Raw genomic sequence first — 23,174 nt, forward strand, 5'->3', positions numbered from 1 at the left:
CTGACGGCGCTGGCCGCCGCCGGGCGGGTACGGGAACTGCGGGAGGGGGCGCTGGCGGAGGCCGCCCGGGCGTTCGGGGGCGACGTGGCGCCCTGGCTGCCGAACGGCTTCTGAGCCTGCGGTCCGAGGGTCCGGGGGCGGCGCGGCGGGCGGGGACCGGGCAGGGCTCAGCGCCGCTGGCAGCCGCCGCACCAGAAGAGGTTGCGGGCGGCGAGCGTCTCGGCCCGCACCGGCTCTCCGCAGACCAGACAGGGCATCCCGGTCCGGCGGTAGACGTAGACCTCGCCGCCGTGGTCGTCCACCCGCGGCGGGCGGCCCATCGCCTCCGGGGTGTGCTCGTCACGGACGGTGTCGATCCGGCCGGCCGCGACGCCCAGGTGCATCAGCCCCACCAGGTCGGACCAGAGGGCGTCCCACTCGGCCCGGGTGAGGTCGCGCCCGGCCCGGTGCGGGCTGATCCCCAGGCGGAAGAGGACCTCGGCGCGGTAGACGTTGCCGACCCCGGCGAGCACCTTCTGGTCCATGAGCAGGGCGGCTATGGAGGTGCGGCTGCGGGAGATCCGCCGCCAGGCGGGCTGCGGGTCCTCGCCGGGGCGCAGCGGGTCGGGTCCCAGCCGGGCGTGCAGGGCGTCCTTCTCGGCGGCGGTGATCAGCTCGCAGGCCGCCGGGCCGCGCAGATCGGCGTGGCCGCCGTCGCCCTCCAGACGCAGCCGGACCGCTCCGACCGGCTCCGGCGCCGGTCCCTCGCCGAAGGTGACCGTGCCGTAGAGGCCCAGGTGGACATGGATCCAGCCGTGCTCCCCGAACCCCAGGAAGAGGTGCTTGCCGTGGGCGTCGGTCTGCTGCAGCACCTGGCCGTCCAGCAGTGCGGCGCCCGCGGCGAACCGGCCCTGCGGACTGGAGGCGCGAACGGCGCGGCCGCCGAACGCCCTGCGGTGTTCGGCGGCCAGCCGGTGGATGGTGTGGCCCTCGGGCACGGTGCTCGGTCCCGGTCGCGGTCAGGAGTCCTGCGGGTGGTGCGCCGGGATCGGCGGCAGCGCTCCGGTGGTCTCGTACTCGTCGAGCATCGCGATCCGGCGGGAGTGCCGCTCGGCGCCGGAGTAGGGGGTGGCGAGGAAGACCTCGACGAAGCGGGTGGCCTGCTCCTCGGTGTGCATCCGGGCGCCGACGCTGAGCACGTTGGCGTTGTTGTGCTCGCGGCCGAGGGTCGCGGTCTCCTCGCTCCAGGCCAGGGCCGCGCGTACGCCCTTGACCTTGTTGGCGGCGATGGCCTCGCCGTTGCCGGAGCCGCCGATCACGACGCCCAGCGCCTCGGGGTCGGCGGCGGTGCGCTCGGCGGCCCGCAGGCAGAAGGGCGGGTAGTCGTCCTCGGCGTCGTAGAGGTGCGGCCCGCAGTCCACGGGCTCATGGCCGGCGTCCTTCAGCCACTGGACGAGGTGCTGCTTGAGGTCGTATCCGGCGTGGTCGGATCCCAGGTACACGCGCATACCCAGGAGTGTGGCACGTCGCAGTGGGCAGCGGCTGTCCAGGGTCCGCCGAGCGGAGGAGCGGCAGTTCGCCGGATTTCGCCAAGGGGGTTCCGAAAATCGAACGAAAGGGTTAGATTGCCCCGGATTGCGTGGTCCTGTCCTTGGCCTTGTGCGGGTCTCCGCCCGGGGTGAACACCACGCAGGAAAGGCAAGGTCATCTGAATGACTACGGAAACCACTCCGGGGAGCCGGGTCAGCCCGGCGGAGACATCCGACGCCCCCGCAGCCGGCGGCGGACTCCACGCCGGGCTCAAGAACCGTCATCTGTCGATGATCGCCATCGGCGGCGTGATCGGCGCCGGCCTCTTCGTGGGCTCCGGCGCGGGGGTCGCCGCGACCGGGCCGGGCATCCTTCTCTCGTATGCGCTGGCCGGCCTGGTGGTGGTGCTGGTGATGCGGATGCTGGGCGAGATGGCCGCGGCGGACCCGCAGAGCGGCTCCTTCTCCGCCTACGCGGACCGGGCGCTCGGCCGCTGGGCGGGATTCAGCATCGGCTGGCTCTACTGGTTCTTCTGGGTCGTGGTGCTGGGCGTGGAGGCCACCGCCGGCGCGACCATCCTCAACCACTGGATACCGGCGGTCCCGCAGTGGGCCTTCGCGCTGGTCGTGATGGCGGTGCTGACCGCGACCAACCTCTTCTCGGTCTCCTCCTACGGCGAGTTCGAGTTCTGGTTCGCCGGCATCAAGGTGGTGGCCATCGTCGCCTTCATCGTGGTGGGCGCGCTGGCGATCTTCGGCGTACTGCCGGGCACCCATGCGGTGGGGGCGGACAACCTGACCGGCCGGGGCGGCTTCCTGCCGCACGGTGTGGGCGCGGTCTTCACCGGAATGCTCACCGTGGTCTTCGCCTTCATGGGCAGTGAGATCGTCACCCTGGCGGCCGGCGAGTCGGCCGACCCGCGGAGGGCCGTGAGCAAGGCCACCAACAGTGTGATCTGGCGGATCGGGGTCTTCTACCTGGGCTCCATCGCGATCGTGGTCACCCTGCTGCCGTGGAACTCCTCCTCGGTGGCGGAGAGCCCCTATGTGGCGGTGCTCAAGCACGTGGGCATCCCCGGTGCCTCCCAGGTGATGGATGTGATCGTGCTCACCGCGGTGCTGTCCTGCCTCAACTCCGGCCTCTACACCGCCTCCCGGATGGCCTTCTCCCTGGGCCGACGCGGTGACGCGCCGAGGGCCTTCGCCACCGTGAGCCGTCGCGGGGTGCCGCGGGTGGCGATCCTCTCCTCGGTGGTCTTCGGCTTCGTCGCGGTGTTCTTCAACTACACCTCGCCGGACACCGTCTTCCAGTTCCTGCTGAACTCCTCGGGCGCGGTGGCGCTCTTCGTCTGGCTGGTGATCTGCTTCTCCCAGCTGCGCATGCGCCGGATCCACGAGCGGGAGGACCCGTCGCGGCTCACCGTGCGGATGTGGCTGTACCCGTACCTGACCTGGGCGACCATCGGGCTGATCAGCTTTGTGGTGGCCTATATGTTCACCGACCACGACGGCCGCACCCAGATGCTGCTGTCGCTTGCCGCAGCCCTGGTGGTGCTGGCCGCGTCGGTGGTGGTGGACCGCAGGCGCCGGTCGGCGGCCGCCGCGGGGACGGCCGAGGCCGTGATCTGACGGCCCTGTTCCGACGGCCCTGATCCGACGGAACGCCGGAGGCCGGCCGACCACCCCCTCGGTGGTCGGCCGGCCTCCGGTCCGTACGGCGCCGTGGTCAGCCGCGGCGGCCGACCAGCCGCCAGGCGAGCGGCAGGGCCGCCATGGCGACCGCGATCTTCAGGCCGTCGCCCAGCAGATACGGGTAGAGGCCCAGGTCCGCGGCGCGGCCCAGCGAGAGGTGCGCGGAGGCGGCCAGGTACGGCACGCCGACCGCGTAGATGGCCAGGTTGCCCAGCAGCATGGCACCGGCGGTGCGCAGCGGCCCGCGGTCGGCGCCGCGCCGGGCCAGCGCCCCCACCAGGCCGGAGGCGAGCACCATGCCGATCACATAGCCCAGGGTCACCAGACCGGCGCCGGAGGCGCCCTCGGAGAACCAGGGCAGCCCGGCGACGCCCGCCAGCAGGTAGAGGCCGAGCGAGGCTGCGCCGCGGCGGGCGCCGAGAGCGGTGCCCACCAGCAGCGCGGCGAAGGTCTGGCCGGTCACCGGCACCGGCGAGCCGTGCACCGGAACGCTGAGCTGCGCGGCCAGCCCGGTGAGGGCGGCGCCGCCCACGACCAGGGCGAGGTCGCGGGCCAGGGCGCGGGCCCCGGCGGTGGCGGGCAGCAGGTCCGCGAGGACGGCGCCGGGGCGGATCGAGGCGGTGGCGGTGCTCATGTCGATGGTCTCCGCAGGGGTGAGGGTCCGAGATGCGTGAACATCTGTGAACCTACTCGGCGCGGTCGCGCCGTACTCAAGCAGGTGTCGACAAAACCGCAGGGCAGCGGGTTGTCGCTTCACCACCAACCCGTTCCCGGCAGGGCGGTGCCTGCCGGGAACGGGCCCGTGGATCGGCGGGGCCGCAGGGTCAGCTGACGCTGCAGGCGGCTCCGTTGAGGGTGAAGGAGGTCGGCTTGGCGGTGTTGCCGGTGTGGGTCGCCTGGAAGCCGATGGAGGTGGAGGCGCCCGGGGCCAGGGTGCCGTTGTAGGAGAGGTTCTTGGCGGTGACGGCCCCGCTGGTGCCGGTGTACGTGGCGTTCCAGCCCGAGGTGACGGTCTGTCCGGACGGCAGCGTGAAGGCCAGCGTCCAGCCGTTGACGGTGCCGGTACCGGTGTTGGTGATGGTGATGGCGGACGTCAGGCCGTTGTTCCAGGCGCTGATGGTGTCGCTCACCGCACAGGAGCCGGAGGTGCCGCCGGTGGTGGTACCGGCCGTGGTGCCGCCCGTGGTCGTACCCGCCGTGGTCCCGCCGGTGGTGGTCGTGCCACCGGTGGTGGTCGTGCCGCCCGTGGTGGAGGAGCTGCCGTCCAGACCGAAGAAGGCGATGGTCTGGGCCGCCATGCCGCTCATGGGCAGCGAGTGGCCGACACCCTGCACGCTGATCCCCTCGACCGGGGCCTGGGTGCCGGTCGAACCGTAGCGGGTACGGGTCCAGCTGGACTGCGGGTGGTCGGTGAGGACCGGGGTCTCACTCACCCCCAGCACATTGGTCCACTGCTTGATCTCCTCCCCGAAGTTGGGGTAGTAGAGCGTGGTGTCCGCGGTCCCGTGCCAGAGCTGCATCCGGGGCCGGGCGCCGCTGTAACCGGGGTCGGCGGCCCGCACCAGGTCGCCCCACTGCTGGCCGGTCTTGCTGATCTGGCCGTTGGCACAGGCGCTGTTCCAGCTGGAGCCGTCGGTGGTGGCGAAGCAGCCGAAGGGCACACCCATGTAGGCGGACCCGGCCTTGAAGACGTCCGGGTAGTCGCCCAGCAGGACGTTGGTCATCATCGCGCCGGACGAGGCACCGGTGACGTACACCCGGGAGGCGTCGCCGCCGTAGTGCTGCTCGGCGTAGGTGACCATCGACATGATGCCCACCGGGTCGCTGCCGCCGCCCCGCTTGAGCGCCTGCGGGGAGGAGACGTCCCAGCAGCTGCCGCTGCGGGTCGCCGACGGGTAGACCACGATGAAGCCGTAGCGGTCGGCGAGCGAGGCGAACTCGGTCCCCGAGTAGAAGCCCGGCCCGGAGCCCGTGCACTGGTGGGCCGCCACCAGGATGGCCGGCTTGGCCGGGGCGCTGGTGGGGACGTAGACGTACATCCGCAGGTTGGTGGGGTTGGTTCCGAAGTTGGTGACCTCGGTCAGCGAGGCCGCCGCGGCCGGCGGGGCGGCCATCACGAGCGACGCCAGCAGCGACGCCGTCCCGGCGAGAAGGGCGGCGAGCAGTCCTCGGCCCTTCCTTCTCCTGTCGAACATGTTCTGGTCCTCTCTACACTTCGGACTGTGAAGGGGTTGCTGCTGCGCCTGTCGGCGCTCGACCCGGACGCCGCCACCGCGGTACGGGTGATCGCCCATTTCGAGGCGCTGCTGGGTGTCGCCGTCGATGCGACGGCACTGGTGCGGTCCACCGCGGGCCTCGCCGAGTGCCCTGCGGGGCTGGAACTGGCGGACGGCCGCACGATGCGGTTCGGCCCGGACGGCATGGCGCTTCCGGGCGCTCCCGGCGAGATGTCCGGGGCGGTGGCGCTGGGTCCGGCGGGCCGGGTCTGGCTGGAGCGCCAGGGCGGTCCGGGGCCGCTGGACGAGCTGGTGCTGGAGTGGATGGCCATCGCCGCCCGGGTGCTGGACGGCGCGCCGCGGCGGGCCGGCGCTCCCCATGTGGCCGATCCGGCCCTGGTGGAGCTGGTGCTCTCGGAGCGGGAGGCGGTCGAGGACCGGGCCCGTGCACTGCGGCTGCTGGGCATGGCTCCGGATGTGCCGCTGCGGGTCGCGGCCGCGGCCGGCGGCGAGGGCGATCCGGGGGTTCAGGCCGTCGCCGTCCTGGGGCGCAGTGCGCTGCAGGGGACGGTCCGGGTGGCGGGACTGGGGCCGCTCGGGGTGGCGCTGATTCAGCGTCGCGAGGGTACGGCCTCGCCGGCGGCGGAGCTGCTGTCGGTGGTCGGCGGGAGCGACGCGGTCTGCGGGGGCCCGCGGGACTCGGTGCGGGGGGTGCGGGTCGGCGTCGGCGCCGCGGTGGCGCCGCTGGAGGCCGGTGCCTCCTGGACGCAGGCGCGGTCGGCGCTGCGGTTCGCGGTGGCCGGCGACCCGGTGGAGGCGGTGGTGGACCACGACGAGCTGGGACCGGTGGCGCTGCTGGCCGACATCCCGGTGGAGCGGCTGCGCGCCCAGCCCGAGGTGCGGGCACTGCAGGAGCTGGCGGGGCGGGAGGCGGGGGAGCTGAACATCGCGGCGCTGGCGGCGTTCTGCCGTACCGGGTCGCTGCGCCAGGCCGCCGCCGGGCTCCATCTGCACCACAGCTCGGTGGCGGCGCGGCTGGCGCACGTGGAGGACGCCATGGGGTGGCGGCTGCGCGATCCACAGGACCGTTTCCGCGCCCAACTGGCCCTGTACGCACGGCGGTTGTCCGCCGACTGACCGTTCACCGGGCCAGCGCCCTGTGCAGCACACCGAGCGCCTCGGCGGTGGCACGCTGCACCACGGCGGCGTACGGGACCATCGCCGCGCCGTGGAAGGTGCCCGGGAAGAGGTGCAGTTCGGCGGTGACCCCCGCCGCCAGCAGCGTCCTGGCGTAGTCGACGGCCTCGTCGCGCAGCGGGTCGGAGTGCATCACCGCGACATAGGCCGGCGGCAGTCCGGCCAGGTCGGCGGCGGTCGCCCGCGCGGGGGCCGCGTACAGCGGGACGCCGTCGGAGCCGGGGACGCCGGGCCCCAGATAGGCCTCCCAGCTGATGAGGGCGCTGCGCCGGTTCCACACGGGGGTGTCGGTGTAGCGCAGTGCGCTCGGGGTGGCCAGCCGGTCGTCGATCGCCGGGCTGTGGAGGTGCTGGAAGCAGACGGCGGGGCCGCCGCGGTCGCGGCTGAGCATGGTGAGCGCGGTGGCCAGGCAGGCTCCCGCGCTGTCGCCCCACAGGGCGATCCGGTCCGGCCGGATGTCCAGCTCCGCGGCCCTGGCGGTCAGTGCGCACAGCCCGGCGTAGCAGTCCTCCAGCGCGGCCGGGTAGGGGTGCTCGGGGGCCAGCCGGTAGTCGACGGAGACCACCAGGGCGCCGAGCTCGCGGCAGAACCGCAGGTTGGACTCGTGGTCGACCTCGGGGGTGCCGAGGACGAACCCGCCGCCGTGGATGGCGTAGAGCACGGGCAGCGGTCCCGGGACGCCCTGCGGGCGGTAGGTCCGCAGAAGGACGTCCGGCGCGCCGTCCGGCCCCGGCACCAGGAGGTCCTCCACATCCACCCCGGTGCGGTCGGTCCGCTCGGTGGTTCCGGCCAGCTCGGCGGCCTGCGCGGCGCGGGCCGCGGCCAGGTCGGAGAGGTCGACGTCCGGCGCCAGCGCGAGGGCGGCCGCGAGCTCGGGGTCGAAGTCGAAGGGGTGGCCCATGTCCGTCCTCCTGTCCGGGTCAGTGGCAGAGGCGCAGCCGGAGGGCTGCCGTCTCGGTGGGGAGGGCCGCGGCTACGCCGGGGCAGGACGGGGGCGCACGGCCCTGCGGGCGCTCACGGCTGCTGTCGCTGCGGCTCTCACTGCGGCTCCTACGGGGGTGGGGCGGCTGCTCAGGCGCGACGGGCGGGCTGGTCGAAGTGCCAGCCGTCGGCGCGGAGTTCGGGGATGATCCGGTCGACCGCCGCCACGGTCTGGCTGCGGTCCCCGCCCCCGTCGTGCAGCAGCACCACGGCCCCGGGGGTGACGCCCTCCATCACCCTGCGGACCAGCTCGTCGGTGCCCGGAGGCTCCCAGTCGCCCACGGCCAGCCGCCAGCCCAGCGGCTGCATCCCCAGCGCGGCGGCGACCTCCGGGGTCCGGCCCCAGTTGCCGTACGGGGCGCGGAACCAGGGGACCGGCACACCGGGGACGACCTGGGCGATGACGGCGTTGGTCTGCCGGAGGTCGGCGCGGATCCGCTCCGGCTCCCAGTCGGACATGTCGTCGTGGTGCATCGAGTGGCCGGCCAGCTCATGGCCGTCGCGGACGATCTCCCGCACCACCTCGGGGTGGGCCTCCACATGGTCGCCCCAGAGGCAGAAGACCGCCCTGACCTGGTGCCTGCGCAGCACCGCCAGGAGTGCGCGGGTGTCCTCGGGGGCGGGCCCGTCGTCGAAGGTGAGCGCCACGCTGCGGCCGCCGCCCGCGGTGGAGTCGACGGCGGTCGCGGTGGCGGGGGACGCCGGGGCCGGACCCAGCACCGTCTCGGCCGTCAGCACCCCGGCCGGCGCGGCTCCGGCCGGCAGCGCGCCGGACGGCACGGGGCCGCGCATCCCCGACGGGTGCCCGGCGGGACGGCCGCTGGCGTTGATGGTCACTGCATACCCCTTGTCGGCGCGGTCAGCGCGGTGCGGTGCACGGTGGTGCGGTGTGGTGCGGTTGTGATGGCAGAACCCTGTCATGGGGCGTCCGCGCAGGTCATCAGACGGGCGTCGGAGATCGGGGCGGCGCCGTCCGACCCTTGCACAGCGGACGGCCCCGCACCCCCGCGGAAGACGGGGGTACGGGGCCGCGGACGCACGGCGGGGCTCAGTCGAAGACCGGGCCCTGGGTGCGGGTGCGCTTGATCTCGTAGAAGCCGGGGGTGCCGGCGACCAGCAGGGTGCCGTCCCACAGCCGCCCGGCGGCGTCACCGCGCGGGATGGGGGTGACCACCGGGCCGAAGAAGGCGACCTGCTCGCCGTCGGGCCCGGGCACCGCGATCACCGGGGTGCCGACGTCCTCGCCCACCAGGGTGATGCCCTCCTTGTGGGAGGCGCGCAGGGCGTCGTCGTACTCGTCGGTGTCGGCGGCGTCGGCCAGCTCGCGGGGCAGGCCGGCCTCCTCCAGCGCGTCCTCGATGGTGGCGCGGTCACGGGGCAGGCCCTGGTTGTGGAAGCGGGTGCCCAGCGCGGTGTAGAGCGGGCCGAGCACGTCGTCGCCATGCCGGGCGGCGGCCGCGATGCAGACGCGCACCGGGCCCCAGGCCTGCTCCAGGAACTCACGGTACTGCTCCGGCAGGTCCTCGCGGCCCTGGTTGAGCACGGCCAGGCTCATCACATGCCAGCGCGTGCGCACCGGGCGGATCTGCTCGACCTCCAGCATCCAGCGGGATGTCATCCACGCCCAGGGGCACAGCGGGTCGAACCAGAAATCAGCGGTCTTGGTCTCTTCTGCGGTCACGGTCCCCATCCTTCTGCACGGTCCTCCGTGCGGCCAACGCGCCACGGACGCGGCCCATTCCCGGTCGGCGGCCCGGGGGCGAAGTCGCGTGAAAGGATGCGGAGGGCTCACCCGCCGCCCCAGCCATACCGCCACAAGCCGGACAAAGGAGTAACGCAGTGCCGGGACGCAACCTGACCCGCGACGAGGCCCGCGAAAGGGCCCGCATCCTGACGGTGGACGCGTACGACGTCCATCTCGACCTGCGCTCCGCCCAGGAGCCGGTCGGCGGCGCCGGGCAGGCAGGCACGTTCCGCTCCCGGACGACGGTCCGGTTCCGCTGCAGCGAGCCGGGTGCCGCCACCTTCCTCGACCTGCTGGCCCCGGCCGTGCACGAGGTGGTGCTGAACGGCCGCGCCCTGGACCCCGCCAAGGTCTTCGACGGCGCCCGGGTGTCCGTCGAGGGCCTCGCGGAGCAGAACGAGCTGGTGGTGGACGCCGAGTGCGCCTACAGCCGCAGCGGCGAGGGGCTGCACCGCTTCACCGACCCGGTGGACGGCGAGACCTACCTCTACACCCAGTACGAGCCCGCCGACGCCCGCCGGGTGTTCGCCACCTTCGAGCAGCCGGACCTCAAGGCACCCTTCACCTTCACGGTCACCGCGCCCGCCCACTGGGAGGTCCTCTCCAACACGGCGGCCGAGGGCAGCCCCGAGGACGCCGGGGAGGGCCTGCGCACCTGGCGCTTCCCCGCCACGCAGCCCATCTCCACCTACATCACCGCCGTGGTCGCCGGCCCGTACCACATGGCGCGCGACCACTACCGCCGCGAGCTCGCCGACGGCTCGGTCCTGGAGATCCCGCTGGGCGCGCTCTGCCGCCGCTCGCTGGCCGGGCACTTCGACGCCGACGAGATCTTCACCGTCACCAAGCAGGGTCTGGACTTCTTCCACGACGAGTTCGACTACCCGTACCCCTTCGGCAAGTACGACCAGGCCTTCGTGCCGGAGTACAACATCGGCGCCATGGAGAACCCCGGGTGCGTCACCTTCCGCGAGGAGTACGTCTTCCGGTCCCGGGTGACCGAGGCGGCCTACGAGAGCCGGGCCACCGTGATCCTGCACGAGATGGCCCACATGTGGTTCGGCGACCTGGTCACCATGCAGTGGTGGGACGACCTGTGGCTCAAGGAGTCCTTCGCCGACTTCATGGGCACCTTCGCCCTGGACGAGGCCACCCGCCACCGGGCCGGCTGGACCACCTTCGCCAACCGGCGCAAGGCGTGGGCCTACCGCCAGGACCAGCTGCCCACCACCCACCCGATCACCGCGGACATCCGCGACCTCGAGGACGCCAAGCTCAACTTCGACGGCATCACCTACGCCAAGGGCGCGGCGGTGCTCAAGCAGCTGGTGGCCTACGCCGGACGGGAGGCCTTCTTCGAGGGCTCCCGCCGCTACTTCCGGCGCCACGCCTGGGGCAACACCGTGCTGGGCGACCTGCTGGAGGTGCTCGCCGAGACCTCCGGACGCGGCTCCGAGGCCATGGCGGAGTGGTCCAGGGCCTGGCTGCAGACCGCGGGCGTCAACACCCTCACCCCGCAGCTCACCCTGGACGGCCAGGGGCGCATCGCCGAACTCGCGGTGCTCCAGCAGGCCGACGCCGACCACCCCGAGCTGCGCCCGCACCGGATCGCCGTCGGCCTCTACGGCCGCGACGGCGCCGGGGCGCTGGTCCGTACCGCCCGCGCCGAGCTGGACGTGACCGGCGAGCGGACCGTGGTCGACGAGCTGGCCGGGCAGCCGCGGCCCGACCTGGTGCTGCTCAACGACGACGACCTGACGTACTGCAAGGTCCGCTTCGACGCGGACTCGCTCGCCACTCTGCGGGACGGGCTGGGCGACATCACCGAGCCGCTGGCCCGCGCCCTGGCCTGGTCCGCCCTGTGGAACATGACCCGGGACGGCGTCCTGCCCGCCCGTGACTACCTGCGCCTGGTGCTGCGCTTCGCCGGCCAGGAGTCCGACATCGGCGTCCTGCAGTCGCTGCACCAGCAGGCCGGGTCGGCCCTGGACCACTACACCGCACCGGCCCACCGCGAGGAGGCCGGGCGGCAGCTCGCCGAGGGCGCCCTGCGCGAGCTGCGCGCCGCCCCGGCCGGCAGCGACCACCAGCTGGCCTGGGCCCGTTTCCTGGCCCGGACCGCCGTCGCACCGGAGCAGCTGCGCCTGGTGCGCGGTCTGCTGGACGGCACCGAGCAGGTCGACGGACTGGAGGTCGACCAGGAGCTGCGCTGGGCGCTGTGGCAGTCGCTGGCCGCCGCGGGCGAGGCCGACGAGGCGGACCTCGCGGCCGAGCTGCGGCGCGACGACACCGCCAGCGGCCGCCGGCTCCGGCTGCACGCCCTGGCCTCGCGCCCCACCGCGGAGGCCAAGGCGGCGGCCTGGCACGCGGTCATGGACGCCGACGACCTGCCCAACGCACTGATCGAGGCGCAGATCTCCGGCTTCCAGCAGGCGGGCACCCGTGAGCTGACGGCCCCTTACACCGAGCGCTACTTCGCCCTGCTGGAGGAGGTGTGGGAGAGCCGCACCATCGAGACCGCCATGCGGATCGTCAGCGGCTTCTTCCCCCGGCTGCTGACCGTCCCCGCGACGCTGGCCGACACCGACGCCTGGCTGGCCGGGCATCCGGACGCCGCCCCCGCGCTGCGCCGGCTGGTGCTGGAGTCCCGCGACGACCTGGCCCGCGCCATGCGCGCCCAGGAGTGCGAGTCGGCGGCGTAGCGGGCACGCCCGGCAGGTCCGGCACAGGCGGAGGTGGTGACGGTGGCGCCTCGGGCTGCGTACGGGTGCCGGGGGTGCGGGTGCCGGTGGTGGACACCACCGGCGCCGGGGACGCCTTCACCGCCGCGCTGGCCTGGCGGGCTGGGATCCGGTGACGGTCTGGCGGCCGCGGTGCGGTTCGCCGTACGGGTCCGGGCTGCGGCCGTGACCCGGGCGGGGGCGCAGGACTCCTGTCCCACCCTGGCCGAGCTGCCGGAACCGCCGTGTCCGGCGGGGAGTTGACGGATGGTCCGCGGGGCGCGGCCGGGCAGCGCCGGGGTGACGGCCCCGCGGCGTTCGCGGGGAGCGCAGCCGCCCGGGGGATATGGCACGGCGACAGGGCACGGGGCGTGACAGGATGCCCCGGGAACGACGACGAAGGAGTCATGCGACGTGCCTGGCACCAACCTGACCCGTGAGGAGGCCCGCACCCGGGCCCAGCTCCTCCACGTGGACGCCTACGACATCGAGCTCGACCTGGGCGCGGCCCGGGTGGGCCCCTCCTCGCCGAAGGCGGACGCGGAGGGGGGAGGGACGTACCGGTCGACCACCGTGGTGCGCTTCACCTCCCGTGAGCCGGGGGCGGCGAGCTTCATCGACCTGGTGGCACCGGCCGTCCACGAGGTGGTGCTCAACGGCACCGCGCTCGACCCGGCCGAGGTGTTCGCCGACAACCGGATCGCGCTGCCCTCGCTGGCCGCGGAGAACGAGCTGCGGGTGGTGGCGGACTGCGCGTACACCAACACCGGTGAGGGCCTGCACCGCTTCGTGGACCCGGTGGACGGCGAGACCTACCTCTACACCCAGTTCGAGGTGCCGGACGCCCGCCGGGTCTTCGCCTCCTTCGAGCAGCCCGACCTGAAGGCGGAGTTCCGCTTCACCGTCATCGCCCCGGCCGGCTGGGCGGTCGTCTCCAACTCCCCGACGCCGGAGCCCACCGAGGGCACCGTCCCGGGCACCCAGGTGTGGGCGTTCGAGCCCACCCCGCGGGTCTCCTCGTACATCACCGCGCTGATCGCCGGGCCCTATGTCGGGGTCTTCGACACCTACCGGTCCGGTGACCAGACAGTGCCGCTGGGTGTCTACTGCCGCCCGTCGCTGCGGGAGTTCCTGGACGCGGAGCAGATCTTCGAGGTCACCCGGCAGGGCTTCGACTACTTCCAGGAGAAGTTCGACCACCCGTATCCGTTCGCCAAGTACGACCAGCTCTTCGTCCCGGAGTTCAACGCCGGGGCGATGGAGAACGCGGGCGCCGTCACCATCCGCGACCAGTACGTCTTCCGGTCCAAGGTGACCGACGCGGCCTACGAGGCGCGGGCGGAGACGATCCTGCACGAGCTGGCGCACATGTGGTTCGGCGACCTGGTCACCATGGAGTGGTGGAACGACCTGTGGCTCAATGAGTCCTTCGCCACCTTCACCTCCATCATCTGCCAGGCCGAGGCCCCGGGCAGCCGCTGGCCGCAGGCCTGGACCACCTTCGCCAACTCCATGAAGACCTGGGCGTACCGGCAGGACCAGCTGCCGTCCACCCACCCGATCATGGCGGAGATCAACGACCTGGAGGACGTCCAGGTCAACTTCGACGGCATCACCTACGCCAAGGGCGCCTCGGTGCTCAAGCAGCTGGTGGCCTACGTCGGCAAGGACGAGTTCTTCCGCGGCGTGCAGGCGTACTTCAAGCGCCACGCCTGGGGCAACACCCGACTGGTGGACCTGCTGGGCGCCCTGGAGGAGACCTCCGGCCGCGACCTCAAGGCCTGGTCCAAGGCCTGGCTGGAGACGGCCGGCATCAACATCCTGCGCCCCGAGATCTCCCTCGCCGAGGACGGCACCATCGCCTCCTTCACGGTGCTGCAGGAGGCCCCGCCGCTGCCGGCCGGCGCCAAGGGCGAGGCCGTGCTGCGTCCGCACCGCATCGCCATCGGCGCCTACGACCTGCAGGACGGCCGGCTGGTCCGCACCGACCGGATCGAGCTGGACGTGGACGGCGCCCGCACCGAGGTCCCCCAGCTGGCCGGGCGGGCCCGCCCCGCGGTGGTGCTGCTCAACGACGACGACCTCAGCTACGCCAAGGTGCGGCTGGACGCGGAGTCGCTGGCCGTGGTCACGGCGCACCTGGGCGACTTCACCGACTCGCTGCCGCGCGCGCTGTGCTGGGCCTCCGCCTGGGACATGACCCGCGACGGTGAGATGGCCACCCGCGACTACCTCTCGCTGGTCCTCTCCGGCCTCGGCCGGGAGTCCGACATCGGCGTGGTGCAGACCGTGCAGCGGCAGCTGAAGCTGGCGCTGGACCTCTACGCCGACCCCGAGTGGCGCGAGGAGGGCCTGGCCCGCTGGGCCGCGGCCTGCGAGGAGCAGCTGCGGGCGGCGGAGCCCGGTGGCGACCACCAGCTCGCCTGGGCGCGGGCGCTGGCCGCGGTGGCCCGCTCCGAGGAACACCTGGGCCTGCTGTCCGGCCTGCTGGACGGCTCGCAGTCGGTGGCCGGCCTGGCCGTGGACACCGAGCTGCGCTGGGCGCTGCTGCAGCGGCTGGTGGCGACGGGTGCCGCCGACGACAAGGCGGTGGAGGCGGAGCTGGAGCGCGACCGGACCGCCGCCGGTGAGCGCTATGCCGCGACCTGCCGCGCCTCCCGGCCCACGGCCGGGGCGAAGGCCGAGGCCTGGGCCTCGGTGGTGGAGTCGGACACCCTGCCCAACGCGGTGCAGGAGGCGGTGATCGCCGGTTTTGTGCAGACCGATCAGCGGGAGCTGCTGGCGCCGTACACGGCGAAGTACTTCGCCGCGGTCAAGGGGATCTTCCAGACCCGCTCGCACGAGATCGCCCAGCAGATCGTCGTCGGGCTCTACCCGACGCTGCAGGTGGAGCAGGCCACCCTGGACGCCACCGACGCCTGGCTGGAGTCGGCCGACCCGGCCCCGGCGCTGCGCCGGATGGTCGTGGAGTCGCGGGCGGGCGTGGAGCGGGCCCTGCGGGCGCAGGCCGCCGACCGGGCCGCAGCCGGGCACTGACCGCCCTGTGACACAGCGGGGGGAGCGCGGCCTGGCCGCGCTCCCCCCGCTGCCGTGCGTACGGCGGCCGGACGGGCGACAGGCCCGGACGGCGGGTGCCGTCCGGGCCCGTGGTCACCGGCGCCGGGGCGGGATCCGGTGATCAGCTCGGAGTGATCAGCTCAGGTCGATCAGCTTGATCAGCTCAGGGTGACCGTCGGGATCGGGTTGGAGCCGCTCCAGTTGCCGTTGAAGCCGAACGACACGGAGCCGCCGGACGGCACCGAGGCGTTGTAGGACAGGTTGCTGCAGCTGACGGCGGCGCCGCTCTGGGTGCAGTTGGCGTTCCAGGCGGGCGAGGCGAAGGTCTGGCCGGCGCCGAAGTTCCAGTTGGCCTTCCAGCCGTTCAGCGACGATCCGGCCGCGCAGCTGATGGTGACGTTGGCGGTGAAGCCCACGTTCCAGGAGCTGGTCACGGAGTAGACCGCGGAGCAGCCGGTGGGGGTGCCGCCGGTGGTGCCGGACGTGGTGCCCGTGGTCGTCCCGGACGTGGTACCCGTGGTCGTCCCGGACGTGGTCCCGGACGTGGTACCCGTGGTCGTGCCGGACGTGGTGCCCGTGGTCGTCCCGGACGTGGTACCCGCGGTGGTCCCGGACGTGGTACCCGCGGTGGTCCCGGACGTGGTCCCGGACGTGGTGCCGCCCGAGGTGGAGCTGCCGGCGCCGAGCGCGTTCTGCACCGAGGTGTAGGCCGGCTTGGGGTTGTAGCTGGAGTCGTACAGGGTGGCCGCGCCCTGGCCGGAGAAGGTGCCGGGCACCCACGAGTGGCCGTCGTCCAGGTCCCAGGCGGTGACGCCGACGCAGCGGGCGACCGCCAGGCAGGTGTTGACCACGTTGGCGTAGTCGGTGGCCTGCTGGCTGAGGTTGGCGCTGGTCGCCGGGGTGGGCATCCGCACGTCGAGCTCGGTGATGGCCACGTCCACGCCGAGGTCGGCGAAGCGCTGCATGTTGGACTTCAGCGACGACGGCACCTGTCCGACGATGAAGTGGCTCTCGAAGCCCACGCCGTCGATCGGTGCACCCTGCGCCTTCAGCGACTTCACCAGGTTGTACATGGCATCGCTCTTGGAGCCGGTGCCCTCGATGTTGTAGTCGTTGACGTACAGCTTGGCCGCGGGGTCGGCCGCATGCGCGGTCTTCAGCGCGTCGGCGATGTAGGCGACGCCGCCGCCCATGGCGTTGTAGAAGACGTCCGTCCGGTAGTTGCCGCTGTCGTCGAACGGCTCGTTGACGACGTCCCAGGCGTAGATCTTGCCCTTGTAGTGGGTGACCTCGTTGGTGATGTGGTTCTCCATGGCCGCCTGCACCTGGTTGGTGGGCAGGCTGGTCACCCAGCCCGGCAGCTGCTGGTGCCAGACCAGGTTGTGACCGCGGATCTTGTCACTGTTGGTCTGGGCGAAGGAGACGATGGAGTCGCCGCTGGAGTAGTTGAACGAGCCCTTGGAGGGCTCGATGGTGTCCCACTTCATCTCGTTCTCGGGGGTCACCGCGTTGAACTGGGTGGCGGCGATGCTCCGGTAGGTGGAGTCGCTGCCGAGCGTCCCGTTGGCGAGGGCGACGCCCATGTAGATGCCCTTGGCCGCGGCCAGGTCGCGCAGCGGGGTGCCGGCCGCCTGGGCGGCTGTGGAGGTGACTCCGGACACGGCGAGCGCGGCGGCGGCGCCGGCCGCCAGGACGGCGGCACTTCGCCTCCATCCGGCGGTGTCACGGCTGAGCAGGTGGCGCATGGTGGGTGGTTCCCTTCCGTTGCGGGCGCCGCCGGTTCGGCGGGGCCCTGGTTCCGGGGTGGCGAAACACGAAACGGTGGTGCAGCCGCCGGTGAGGTCCGGCGGGGCCAGAGGTGCCCGTGGGCCTGCTCGACACGGGCATGACACAAGGGAGGGCTGGAAGCCGGCGGTGCGGCTTTGGAAGCGGGTCGGGCCCGCACCGCCGGCGGTTCAGGGGGTGGTGGGACTGAGGTCGTAGCTGTCCAGGAGTCCGCACATGCCGTAGTGGCGCTCCGCGTCCGGCGGAGCCTGGCGAACCTGGACGGTCGCCTCCAGCAGATGGCCGATCCGGCCGTCGCGAAGTTCGGCGAGATGGTCGCCGGTCTGCAGGGCGGCGGCCTTGGGGCCGTGCCGCCAGGTGTTCTGCCACTCCTCCAGCCGGTCGGCGCAGAGCGCCACCGCCCGGCGGTAGAAGTTGCTGAGTGCTTCGGTGTCCCCGGCTGCGACCTGGTGGACCAGCCGGCGGAATCCCCGTACGGCCAGGTCCCGGCGGTGCCGGGCGGCTCCGGCCCCCACGGGGGGCGCGGCGGCCGCGGCGTAGGCACCCGGGTCCTGGAGGATCTCCTCGGGGAAGGTGAGGACCGCGTCACCGGCCTCGGCCAGGCCGCAGTTCTGCATCACCACCGCGGCGCGCAGCGCGCCCGAGGTGGAGACGGCACGATGGATGGTGCCCGGGGCGAACCAGGCCACGGTGCCGGGGCGTAACGCGGTGATCTGCAGCCCCTGGGTGGTGAGGGTGTGCAGTTCCCCCTCCCCCTCGACCACCAGGTAGGCCTCGGTGGAGGCCAGGTGGACATGGGGCGAGCCGCCGCGGCGGCCGTCCTCGGCGGGCCAGTCGTAGACCTGGAGCCGGGAGACGGCGGTGCCGCCGGGGAAGCCCGGCTGGGACTCGTCGCTCATTCCTGGTCCGCCCTCTCCCCCTCGGTGTAGCGAAACCAGTCGAAGTCGGCCCCCGGCGACCGGCTGTCCCCCGGGCCGGTGGCGTACAGGCCCACATAGGCGCCGGTGAAGCCGCCCGCGAGCTGGCTGCTGAGGATCCGGCCGTCGACGGTGGCCAGCTTGTCCCAGCGGCCGGGGTGCTGGGAGCAGAGCAGGGTGTAGTCCTGCCCGTCGGCCCGTACGCCGAGGCGCACCGGGCCGGGTTCCAGCGGCAGCTGGGCGCGCATGGTCTCCACCCCGCCGCTGCGGACGGTGACCCTGGCCGCCTTGGAGCCGGACTCGGCGTCGACGCTGAGCCGGATGTGGTGGTCGTGGTTCTGGAACAGGGCGAGCCCGGCGGACTCGGCCAGGGCGACGGGTTCGAAGTCCAGCTCGGTCTCCGCGGTGAACTCGGTGTGCTGCTGGCGGCGGCCCACGAAGGCCGGGGTGGCCTGTTCGGCGAGGGTCTGCGGGAGCAGCCTCAGCCGCAGCCGGCCGGGGCGCTCGGTGAGCGAGTACACCTCGTCGCGGGGGGTGCGCAGCAGATTCCACTCGGGGCGCAGCTCGGGTGCGTCGAAGTGGTCCAGCGGTTCGGGCCGGGGCCAGGGGTGCGGTGCCAGGGCGACCTCGGTGTGCTCCTCCAGGCGGCCGCTGCCGGGGTTGAACACCGGCCAGCCGTCCTCCCACTCCACCCGGGCGAGGAAGGTCTCCCGGCCGAGGTTGGCGTAGCCCCGGCCGCCGGGGGCGGCTCCGTAGGGGCGGGAGGCCAGCAGGAGGGCGTACCAGTCCCCGGCGGGGGTCCGCACCAGGTCGGCGTGGCCGACGCCGCTGACGGGGTGGCTGCGGCCCAGGTGGCGGTGGGTGAGCACCGGGTTGCGGGGGTTGTTCTGGTAGGGGCCGGTGAGCCGCCTGCTGCGTGCCGTGGTGACGGCGTGGTTCTGCTCGGTGCCGCCCTCGGCGACGACCAGGTGGTAGTAGCCGTCGTGGCGGTACAGATGCGGCCCCTCGGCCCAGACCGCGCCGATGAGGGCGCCGCGGAAGAGCACATGCTCGGGCCCGGTGAGCCGGCCGGCGTCGAGATCAAGAGCCCGCATCCAGATCTCGGTGTGGCCGGCCTCGTCGATCTGCCGGGTGCCCAGCAGATGGGCGGAGCCGTCCTCGTCGAAGAAGAGCGAGGGGTCGAAGCCCGGGGCGTCGTCCAGCCAGACCGGGTCGGACCAGCGCCCGGCCGGGTCCTCCGCGGTGAGCAGGAAGGTGCCGGACCGTTCCTTGCCGTCCACCAGGGTGCACACCAGGTGGAAGCGCCCGTCGTGGTGGGCGAGCGCGGGGGCGTACAGCCCTCCGGAGGGGCGGACACCGTCCAGCGCCAGCTGCTCGGGGCGGTCCACGGCATGACCGATGGGCCGCCAGTGGACCAGGTCACGGCTGTGGTGCAGGGGCAGGCCCGGGAAGTACTCGAAGGACGAGTTGGCCAGGTAGTAGTCGTCCCCGACCCGGCAGACCGCCGGGTCCGGGTGGAAGCCCGGCAGCAGGGGGTTGGCGGCCGGGGTGGTCTGCTTCGGTGGCTGGTGTCGGTACATGGCGGGCGCGGGACCCGTCCCGTACGGCTCCGAGAGGCATCGGTCCGGTGCGGGCGCGGGGAGGCCGCTCGCCTCCCTTCGCGCGTCGGGCGAATGCGGGGGCCGGGCCACTCCTGCCCGGATACCAGGACAGGAGAAGAACGTTGACCGGGAGATCGAAACTTTCGATCAACTTTCCGATCTGCTTCGGAGACGTTACGGCTCCGTCTCCGGAGCCGTCAATACGTCTGCGCGAACCCGCGCCCCCGCGCGCCCGCACCGCCCTCAGCGGGAGGGCGGCGCCGTGCTGCTGCGGACCACCAGGCTGGTGGCCAGCTCGACCCGGGTGGCGGCCGGCCGGCGGTCCCGTCCCAGGTCCAGCACCAGCCGCGCGGCGGCCTCGGCCATCTCGGTCAGCGGCTGCCGCACGGTGGTCAGCGGCGGGCCGACCCAGCGGGCCAGCGGCAGATCGTCGAAACCCACCACGCTGAGGTCCTCGGGGATGCGCAGACCCAGCTCGCGGGCGGCCTCGTAGACACCCAGGGCCTGGAGGTCGTTGCCGGTGAAGATGGCGGTCGGCCGGTCCGGCAGCCGCAGCAGCTCCAGTCCGATCGCATAGCCGGACTCGTGGTGGAAGTTGCCCCGCTTGATGAGCCCGGGGTCGACCGTGAGACCCGCGGTCTCCAGTGCCGCCCGGTAGCCGTCGATCCGGGCCCGGCTGCACATCATGCTGGCGGGACCCCCTATCACACCGATGCGGCTGTGGCCCAGCTCCACCAGGTGACGGGTGGCGGCCAGGCCGCCCTGCCAGTTGGTGGCGCCGATCGAGGGCACCACGCCACCGGGGTCGCCCGCCGGGTCCATCACTACAAAGGGGATGTCACGGCTCGTCAGCTGAGCGCGCTGGGCGGCGTCCAGGTCCGACAGCACCAGGATCACACCGGCCGGACGGCGGGCGAGCACTCCGTCCACCCAGGTCTGGCCCGGCGAAAGCCGACCGGCACTTTCGGAGAGCACCAGGCTGAGACCCTCGTCACGCGCGACGTTCTCCACACCGCGGATGACCTCCATCGCCCACGCGCTCTCCAGCTCGTGGAAGACCAGGTCCAGCAGCTGGGACTGCTGCATGCCACCCCGGCGCCGCCGGTAGCCGTGGCGGCGCAGCAGCTCCTCCACCCGGCTGCGGGTGGCGGGGGCGACATCGGCGCGCCCGTTGAGCACTTTCGAAACTGTCGGAGCCGAGACGCCCGCGGCGCGAGCGATCTCGGCCAGCGTCGCGCCGCCTTCCGCTGTTACGCCGGACGACGGCTCCTCCTGGCGAGACTGGACCTCTGCGGGACTCATGGCAGGGATGGTAGCCGCCTGGGCGCCCTACTGGAGAGCCCCTGCGTCGAGGGTCTCGTTTCGACCCTCCCCTTGACTCGCCCGAAACTCACCCGTACGGTTCCGGCAACATTCGTTGTACTCCTCGAAACATTCGACAGAGGTGCAAGTCATGGGGTCGGGCATGCTCAAGGGTACCCGTACGGGTAGATGGACCGCGGTCGCAGCCGCGATGGGAATGGCGGCTGTTCTTGCTGGTTGTGGCTCCAATTCGGGCGGCAGCGGCGGCAGCGGCGGGACCATCACGGCCTATGTCTACGGTGACGACGCGGTCAAGGTTCAGCAGGCCGCTGTCGACACGTTCAACAAGACCTCGAAGGTCAAGGTCAAGCTTGTCAAGATTCCCGGCACGGACTATGTCAACAAGCTCCGCGCCGCGATGGGCTCGCCGAACGCCCCCGATGTGTTCTTCAACTGGGGTGGCGGCTCCATCAAGCCGTACGTCGACGCCAACCAGCTCGTCGACCTGACCTCGACCATCCAGAGCGACGCCACGCTCAAGGACGGGTTCCTCCCCTCGATCATGACCGCCGGCAGCCTCGACGGGAAGATCTACGGCGTGCCGATGCGCGGCATGCAGCCCGTGATGCTCTTCTACAACAAGGCGCTGTTCGCCAAGTACAACCTGCAGGCCCCCAAGACCTGGGACGACCTGCAGCAGGACATCACCACCTTCAAGGCCCACGGTGTGACCCCGTTCGCACTCGGCGCCGCCGACAAGTGGCCCGAGCTGATGTGGCTGGAGTACCTGCTGGACCGCATCGGCGGCCCCGAGGTCTTCAAGAAGATCCAGAACGGCGACTCCTCCGCCTGGGGCGACCCGGCGGTGCTGAAGACGGCCCAGACCGTCAAGCAGCTGGTCGACGAGGGTGCGTTCGGCAACAACTTCAACTCGGTCGACTACGGCAACGGCGGAGCCCCCACCCTGCTCAACAAGGGCAAGGCCGCCATGCACCTGATGGGCTCGTGGGAGTACTCGACCCAGCTGGGCAAGGCCCCCGACTTCGCCAAGAAGGACCTGGGCTGGACCGCCTTCCCGACCGTGGCCGGCGGGACCGGCAGCGCGGCCGACGTGGTGGGCAACCCCACCAACTACTGGTCGATCAACGCCCGGACCAAGCACAAGACCGAGGCCATCGCGTTCCTGAAGGCCATGGCGTCGGCGGACTACGCCAAGGCGCTCACCGCCAACGGCGACATCCCGACCACCTCCAACGCCGGTGCGCTGCTGGACTCCTCCCCCAACCCGGAGTTCGCGCACTACCAGTACGACCTGGTGCAGAAGGCCCCCAGCTTCACCCTCTCCTGGGACCAGGCCCTGGAGGCCCAGTACGCCACCCCGCTGCTCACCGAGATCAGCAAGCTGTTCGCCGGGTCCTCCACTCCTGAGCAGTTCGTCGCAGCAATGAAGGCCGTCAGGTAACGATGTCTAACGCAACTCCGCTCGGCAAGAAGCGGGGAGGCGGCGCGGCGGCCGGCAGCAATGTCGGCCGCCCGCACGTCAGCTGGGCTCTGCCCGGCCTCCTCTTCTTCGCCGTCTTCGCCATCGTCCCCCTGGCGCTGGCCGTCTATCTGTCGTTCTGCAAGTGGGACGGCCTCAACTCGCCGACCTTGACCGGCCTGGGCAACTGGACCCGGCTGTTCAAGGACACCGAGTTCTGGCAGGCGGCCAAGCTGAGCCTGCTGATGACCGTCATCAGCTGGTGCTTCCAGACCCCGGTGTCCCTGCTGCTCGGTGTATGGGCGGCGGGACGGCAGCGCAACCGAGCGGTGCTGTCGGCGATCTTCTTCATCCCGCTGCTGCTCTCCACCGCGGCGATCGCCCTGCTCTTCCACGCCCTGCTGGACCCCAACTTCGGTCTGGCCGCGAAGATCCTGCCCTGGGTCGGCCTCGACCCCAGTGTGCTGGGAACCTCCACGGGCGCCATCCTCACGGTCGCCTTCGTCGGCGGCTGGCAGTTCATGCCCTTCCACACCCTGATCTACCAGGGCGGCGCCCGGCAGATCCCGGAGGTCCTCTACCAGGCCGCCTCCATGGACGGTGCGGGCATGGTGCGGCAGTTCTTCCACATCACCCTCCCGCAGCTGCGCAACACCATCACCACCTCCTCGGTGCTGATCATCGTGGGTTCGCTGACCTACTTCGACACCGTGCTGATCATGACCAAGGGTGGTCCCGGCACGGACACCACGATCCTGCCCTACCTGATGTACCGGACCGGTTTCCAGACCTATGACCTCGGCTACGCGGCCGCGCTCTCCACCGCACTCGTGGTGGTGGCCACCGCGCTGTCGCTGCTCCTGGTCCGGTTCAGCGGCTTCGGCAACATGCGCTCCACCCGGGAAGGTATGTGACGACATGTCCACCGACACCCGCCCCGCGGCCCCGCCCGTGACCCCCGCACGGCCCAGCAC

17 protein-coding genes and 1 pseudogene are annotated in these 23,174 nt (G+C 72.3%); 7 read left to right on the plus strand and 11 right to left on the minus strand.

The annotated features are described in order from the left end of the window. Positions 1-167: 167 nt before the first annotated feature. Positions 168-977, minus strand: coding sequence for an Fpg/Nei family DNA glycosylase (locus AOK09_RS11105; protein ID WP_055586985.1), 810 nt, complete (start codon positions 975-977; stop codon positions 168-170). A 21-nt stretch (positions 978-998) separates the two neighbouring features. After that, on the minus strand, positions 999-1,487 hold the full coding sequence (locus AOK09_RS11110) for a ribose-5-phosphate isomerase (RefSeq protein ID WP_055586986.1): 489 nt from the start codon (positions 1,485-1,487) through the stop codon (positions 999-1,001). Between the two features lie 204 nt (positions 1,488-1,691). Between AOK09_RS11110 and AOK09_RS11115 the strand changes: the two genes are divergently transcribed. After that, positions 1,692-3,137, plus strand: a complete 1,446-nt coding sequence (locus AOK09_RS11115) for an amino acid permease (protein WP_055586987.1) — start codon at positions 1,692-1,694, stop codon at positions 3,135-3,137. Positions 3,138-3,234: 97 nt separating this feature from the next. Here AOK09_RS11115 and AOK09_RS11120 read toward each other — a convergent pair whose 3' ends face one another. Both AOK09_RS11120 and AOK09_RS11125 read right to left on the minus strand, forming a co-directional pair. Then, positions 3,235-3,834, minus strand: a complete 600-nt coding sequence (locus AOK09_RS11120) for a biotin transporter BioY (RefSeq protein ID WP_055586988.1) — start codon at positions 3,832-3,834, stop codon at positions 3,235-3,237. Between the two features lie 190 nt (positions 3,835-4,024). Further along, on the minus strand, positions 4,025-5,395 hold the full coding sequence (locus AOK09_RS11125) for an extracellular catalytic domain type 1 short-chain-length polyhydroxyalkanoate depolymerase (protein ID WP_055586989.1): 1,371 nt from the start codon (positions 5,393-5,395) through the stop codon (positions 4,025-4,027). Between the two features lie 27 nt (positions 5,396-5,422). Here AOK09_RS11125 and AOK09_RS38965 point away from each other — a divergent pair, with 27 nt between their 5' ends. Next, on the plus strand, positions 5,423-6,553 hold the full coding sequence (locus AOK09_RS38965) for a PucR family transcriptional regulator (RefSeq protein ID WP_055586990.1): 1,131 nt from the start codon (positions 5,423-5,425) through the stop codon (positions 6,551-6,553). Positions 6,554-6,557: 4 nt separating this feature from the next. Here AOK09_RS38965 and AOK09_RS38970 read toward each other — a convergent pair whose 3' ends face one another. The 3 genes from AOK09_RS38970 to AOK09_RS11145 form a co-directional block, all read right to left on the minus strand. Beyond that, positions 6,558-7,514 (minus strand): alpha/beta hydrolase, encoded by a 957-nt coding sequence (locus AOK09_RS38970; protein WP_055586991.1) that lies wholly within the window; start codon positions 7,512-7,514, stop codon positions 6,558-6,560. 170 nt (positions 7,515-7,684) lie between these two features. Next, positions 7,685-8,431 carry a polysaccharide deacetylase family protein gene (locus AOK09_RS11140; protein WP_217698414.1) on the minus strand — a complete coding sequence of 249 codons (747 nt, stop codon included), beginning with the start codon at positions 8,429-8,431 and terminating at the stop codon, positions 7,685-7,687. 211 nt (positions 8,432-8,642) lie between these two features. Further along, entirely contained in the window at positions 8,643-9,284 is a 642-nt protein-coding gene (locus AOK09_RS11145; protein ID WP_055586992.1) for a mycothiol-dependent nitroreductase Rv2466c family protein, read from the minus strand. A 149-nt stretch (positions 9,285-9,433) separates the two neighbouring features. Between AOK09_RS11145 and pepN (AOK09_RS11150) the strand changes: the two genes are divergently transcribed. The 3 genes and pseudogenes from pepN (AOK09_RS11150) to pepN (AOK09_RS11155) all read left to right on the plus strand — a co-directional run bounded on the left by pepN (AOK09_RS11150) (position 9,434) and on the right by pepN (AOK09_RS11155) (position 15,094). Continuing rightward, positions 9,434-12,040, plus strand: coding sequence for an aminopeptidase N (gene pepN, locus AOK09_RS11150; protein WP_055586993.1), 2,607 nt, complete (start codon positions 9,434-9,436; stop codon positions 12,038-12,040). A gap of 38 nt (positions 12,041-12,078) precedes the next feature. Then, positions 12,079-12,322: pseudogene (locus AOK09_RS41960) on the plus strand (PfkB family carbohydrate kinase); the annotation flags it as partial. Between the two features lie 150 nt (positions 12,323-12,472). Next, positions 12,473-15,094, plus strand: coding sequence for an aminopeptidase N (pepN, locus tag AOK09_RS11155; RefSeq protein WP_055586994.1), 2,622 nt, complete (start codon positions 12,473-12,475; stop codon positions 15,092-15,094). 179 nt (positions 15,095-15,273) lie between these two features. On the opposite strand, the gene AOK09_RS11160 is transcribed toward pepN (AOK09_RS11155), so the two are convergent. The 4 genes from AOK09_RS11160 to AOK09_RS11175 form a co-directional block, all read right to left on the minus strand. Continuing rightward, positions 15,274-16,860 carry an endo-1,4-beta-xylanase gene (locus AOK09_RS11160; RefSeq protein ID WP_055586995.1) on the minus strand — a complete coding sequence of 529 codons (1,587 nt, stop codon included), beginning with the start codon at positions 16,858-16,860 and terminating at the stop codon, positions 15,274-15,276. 210 nt (positions 16,861-17,070) lie between these two features. Beyond that, positions 17,071-17,799: a cupin domain-containing protein gene (locus AOK09_RS11165; protein ID WP_055586996.1), complete on the minus strand. Its 729-nt coding sequence runs from the start codon at positions 17,797-17,799 to the stop codon at positions 17,071-17,073. Beyond that, a complete protein-coding gene (locus AOK09_RS11170) occupies positions 17,796-19,397 on the minus strand; it encodes a glycoside hydrolase family 43 protein (RefSeq protein WP_055586997.1) in 1,602 nt (533 codons plus the stop codon). Before AOK09_RS11170 ends, AOK09_RS11165 begins: the two co-directional genes overlap by 4 nt. Positions 19,398-19,661: 264 nt before the next feature. Next, positions 19,662-20,720 carry a LacI family DNA-binding transcriptional regulator gene (locus tag AOK09_RS11175; RefSeq protein ID WP_079062948.1) on the minus strand — a complete coding sequence of 353 codons (1,059 nt, stop codon included), beginning with the start codon at positions 20,718-20,720 and terminating at the stop codon, positions 19,662-19,664. A gap of 211 nt (positions 20,721-20,931) precedes the next feature. Between AOK09_RS11175 and AOK09_RS11180 the strand changes: the two genes are divergently transcribed. Then, positions 20,932-22,182, plus strand: coding sequence for an extracellular solute-binding protein (locus AOK09_RS11180; protein ID WP_055586999.1), 1,251 nt, complete (start codon positions 20,932-20,934; stop codon positions 22,180-22,182). Between the two features lie 2 nt (positions 22,183-22,184). Continuing rightward, positions 22,185-23,114, plus strand: coding sequence for a carbohydrate ABC transporter permease (locus AOK09_RS11185; protein ID WP_055587000.1), 930 nt, complete (start codon positions 22,185-22,187; stop codon positions 23,112-23,114). The last annotated feature ends 60 nt before the right edge of the window (positions 23,115-23,174 follow it).

This window comes from Peterkaempfera griseoplana (genome assembly GCF_001418575.1).
Taxonomy (GTDB): Bacteria; Actinomycetota; Actinomycetes; order Streptomycetales; family Streptomycetaceae; genus Peterkaempfera; species Peterkaempfera griseoplana.

Coding starts and splice junctions, on each gene's coding strand:
- AOK09_RS11125 (WP_055586989.1), bottom strand. CDS start 5,395: ATGTTCGACAGGAGAAGGAAGGGCCGAGGACTGCTCGCCGCCCTTCTC.
- AOK09_RS11170 (WP_055586997.1), bottom strand. CDS start 19,397: ATGTACCGACACCAGCCACCGAAGCAGACCACCCCGGCCGCCAACCCC.
- AOK09_RS11120 (WP_055586988.1), bottom strand. CDS start 3,834: ATGAGCACCGCCACCGCCTCGATCCGCCCCGGCGCCGTCCTCGCGGAC.
- AOK09_RS11145 (WP_055586992.1), bottom strand. CDS start 9,284: ATGGGGACCGTGACCGCAGAAGAGACCAAGACCGCTGATTTCTGGTTC.
- AOK09_RS11185 (WP_055587000.1), top strand. CDS start 22,185: ATGTCTAACGCAACTCCGCTCGGCAAGAAGCGGGGAGGCGGCGCGGCG.
- AOK09_RS11165 (WP_055586996.1), bottom strand. CDS start 17,799: ATGAGCGACGAGTCCCAGCCGGGCTTCCCCGGCGGCACCGCCGTCTCC.
- AOK09_RS11110 (WP_055586986.1), bottom strand. CDS start 1,487: ATGCGCGTGTACCTGGGATCCGACCACGCCGGATACGACCTCAAGCAG.
- AOK09_RS11180 (WP_055586999.1), top strand. CDS start 20,932: ATGGGAATGGCGGCTGTTCTTGCTGGTTGTGGCTCCAATTCGGGCGGC.
- AOK09_RS38970 (WP_055586991.1), bottom strand. CDS start 7,514: ATGGGCCACCCCTTCGACTTCGACCCCGAGCTCGCGGCCGCCCTCGCG.
- AOK09_RS11115 (WP_055586987.1), top strand. CDS start 1,692: ATGACTACGGAAACCACTCCGGGGAGCCGGGTCAGCCCGGCGGAGACA.
- AOK09_RS11160 (WP_055586995.1), bottom strand. CDS start 16,860: ATGCGCCACCTGCTCAGCCGTGACACCGCCGGATGGAGGCGAAGTGCC.
- AOK09_RS11175 (WP_079062948.1), bottom strand. CDS start 20,720: ATGAGTCCCGCAGAGGTCCAGTCTCGCCAGGAGGAGCCGTCGTCCGGC.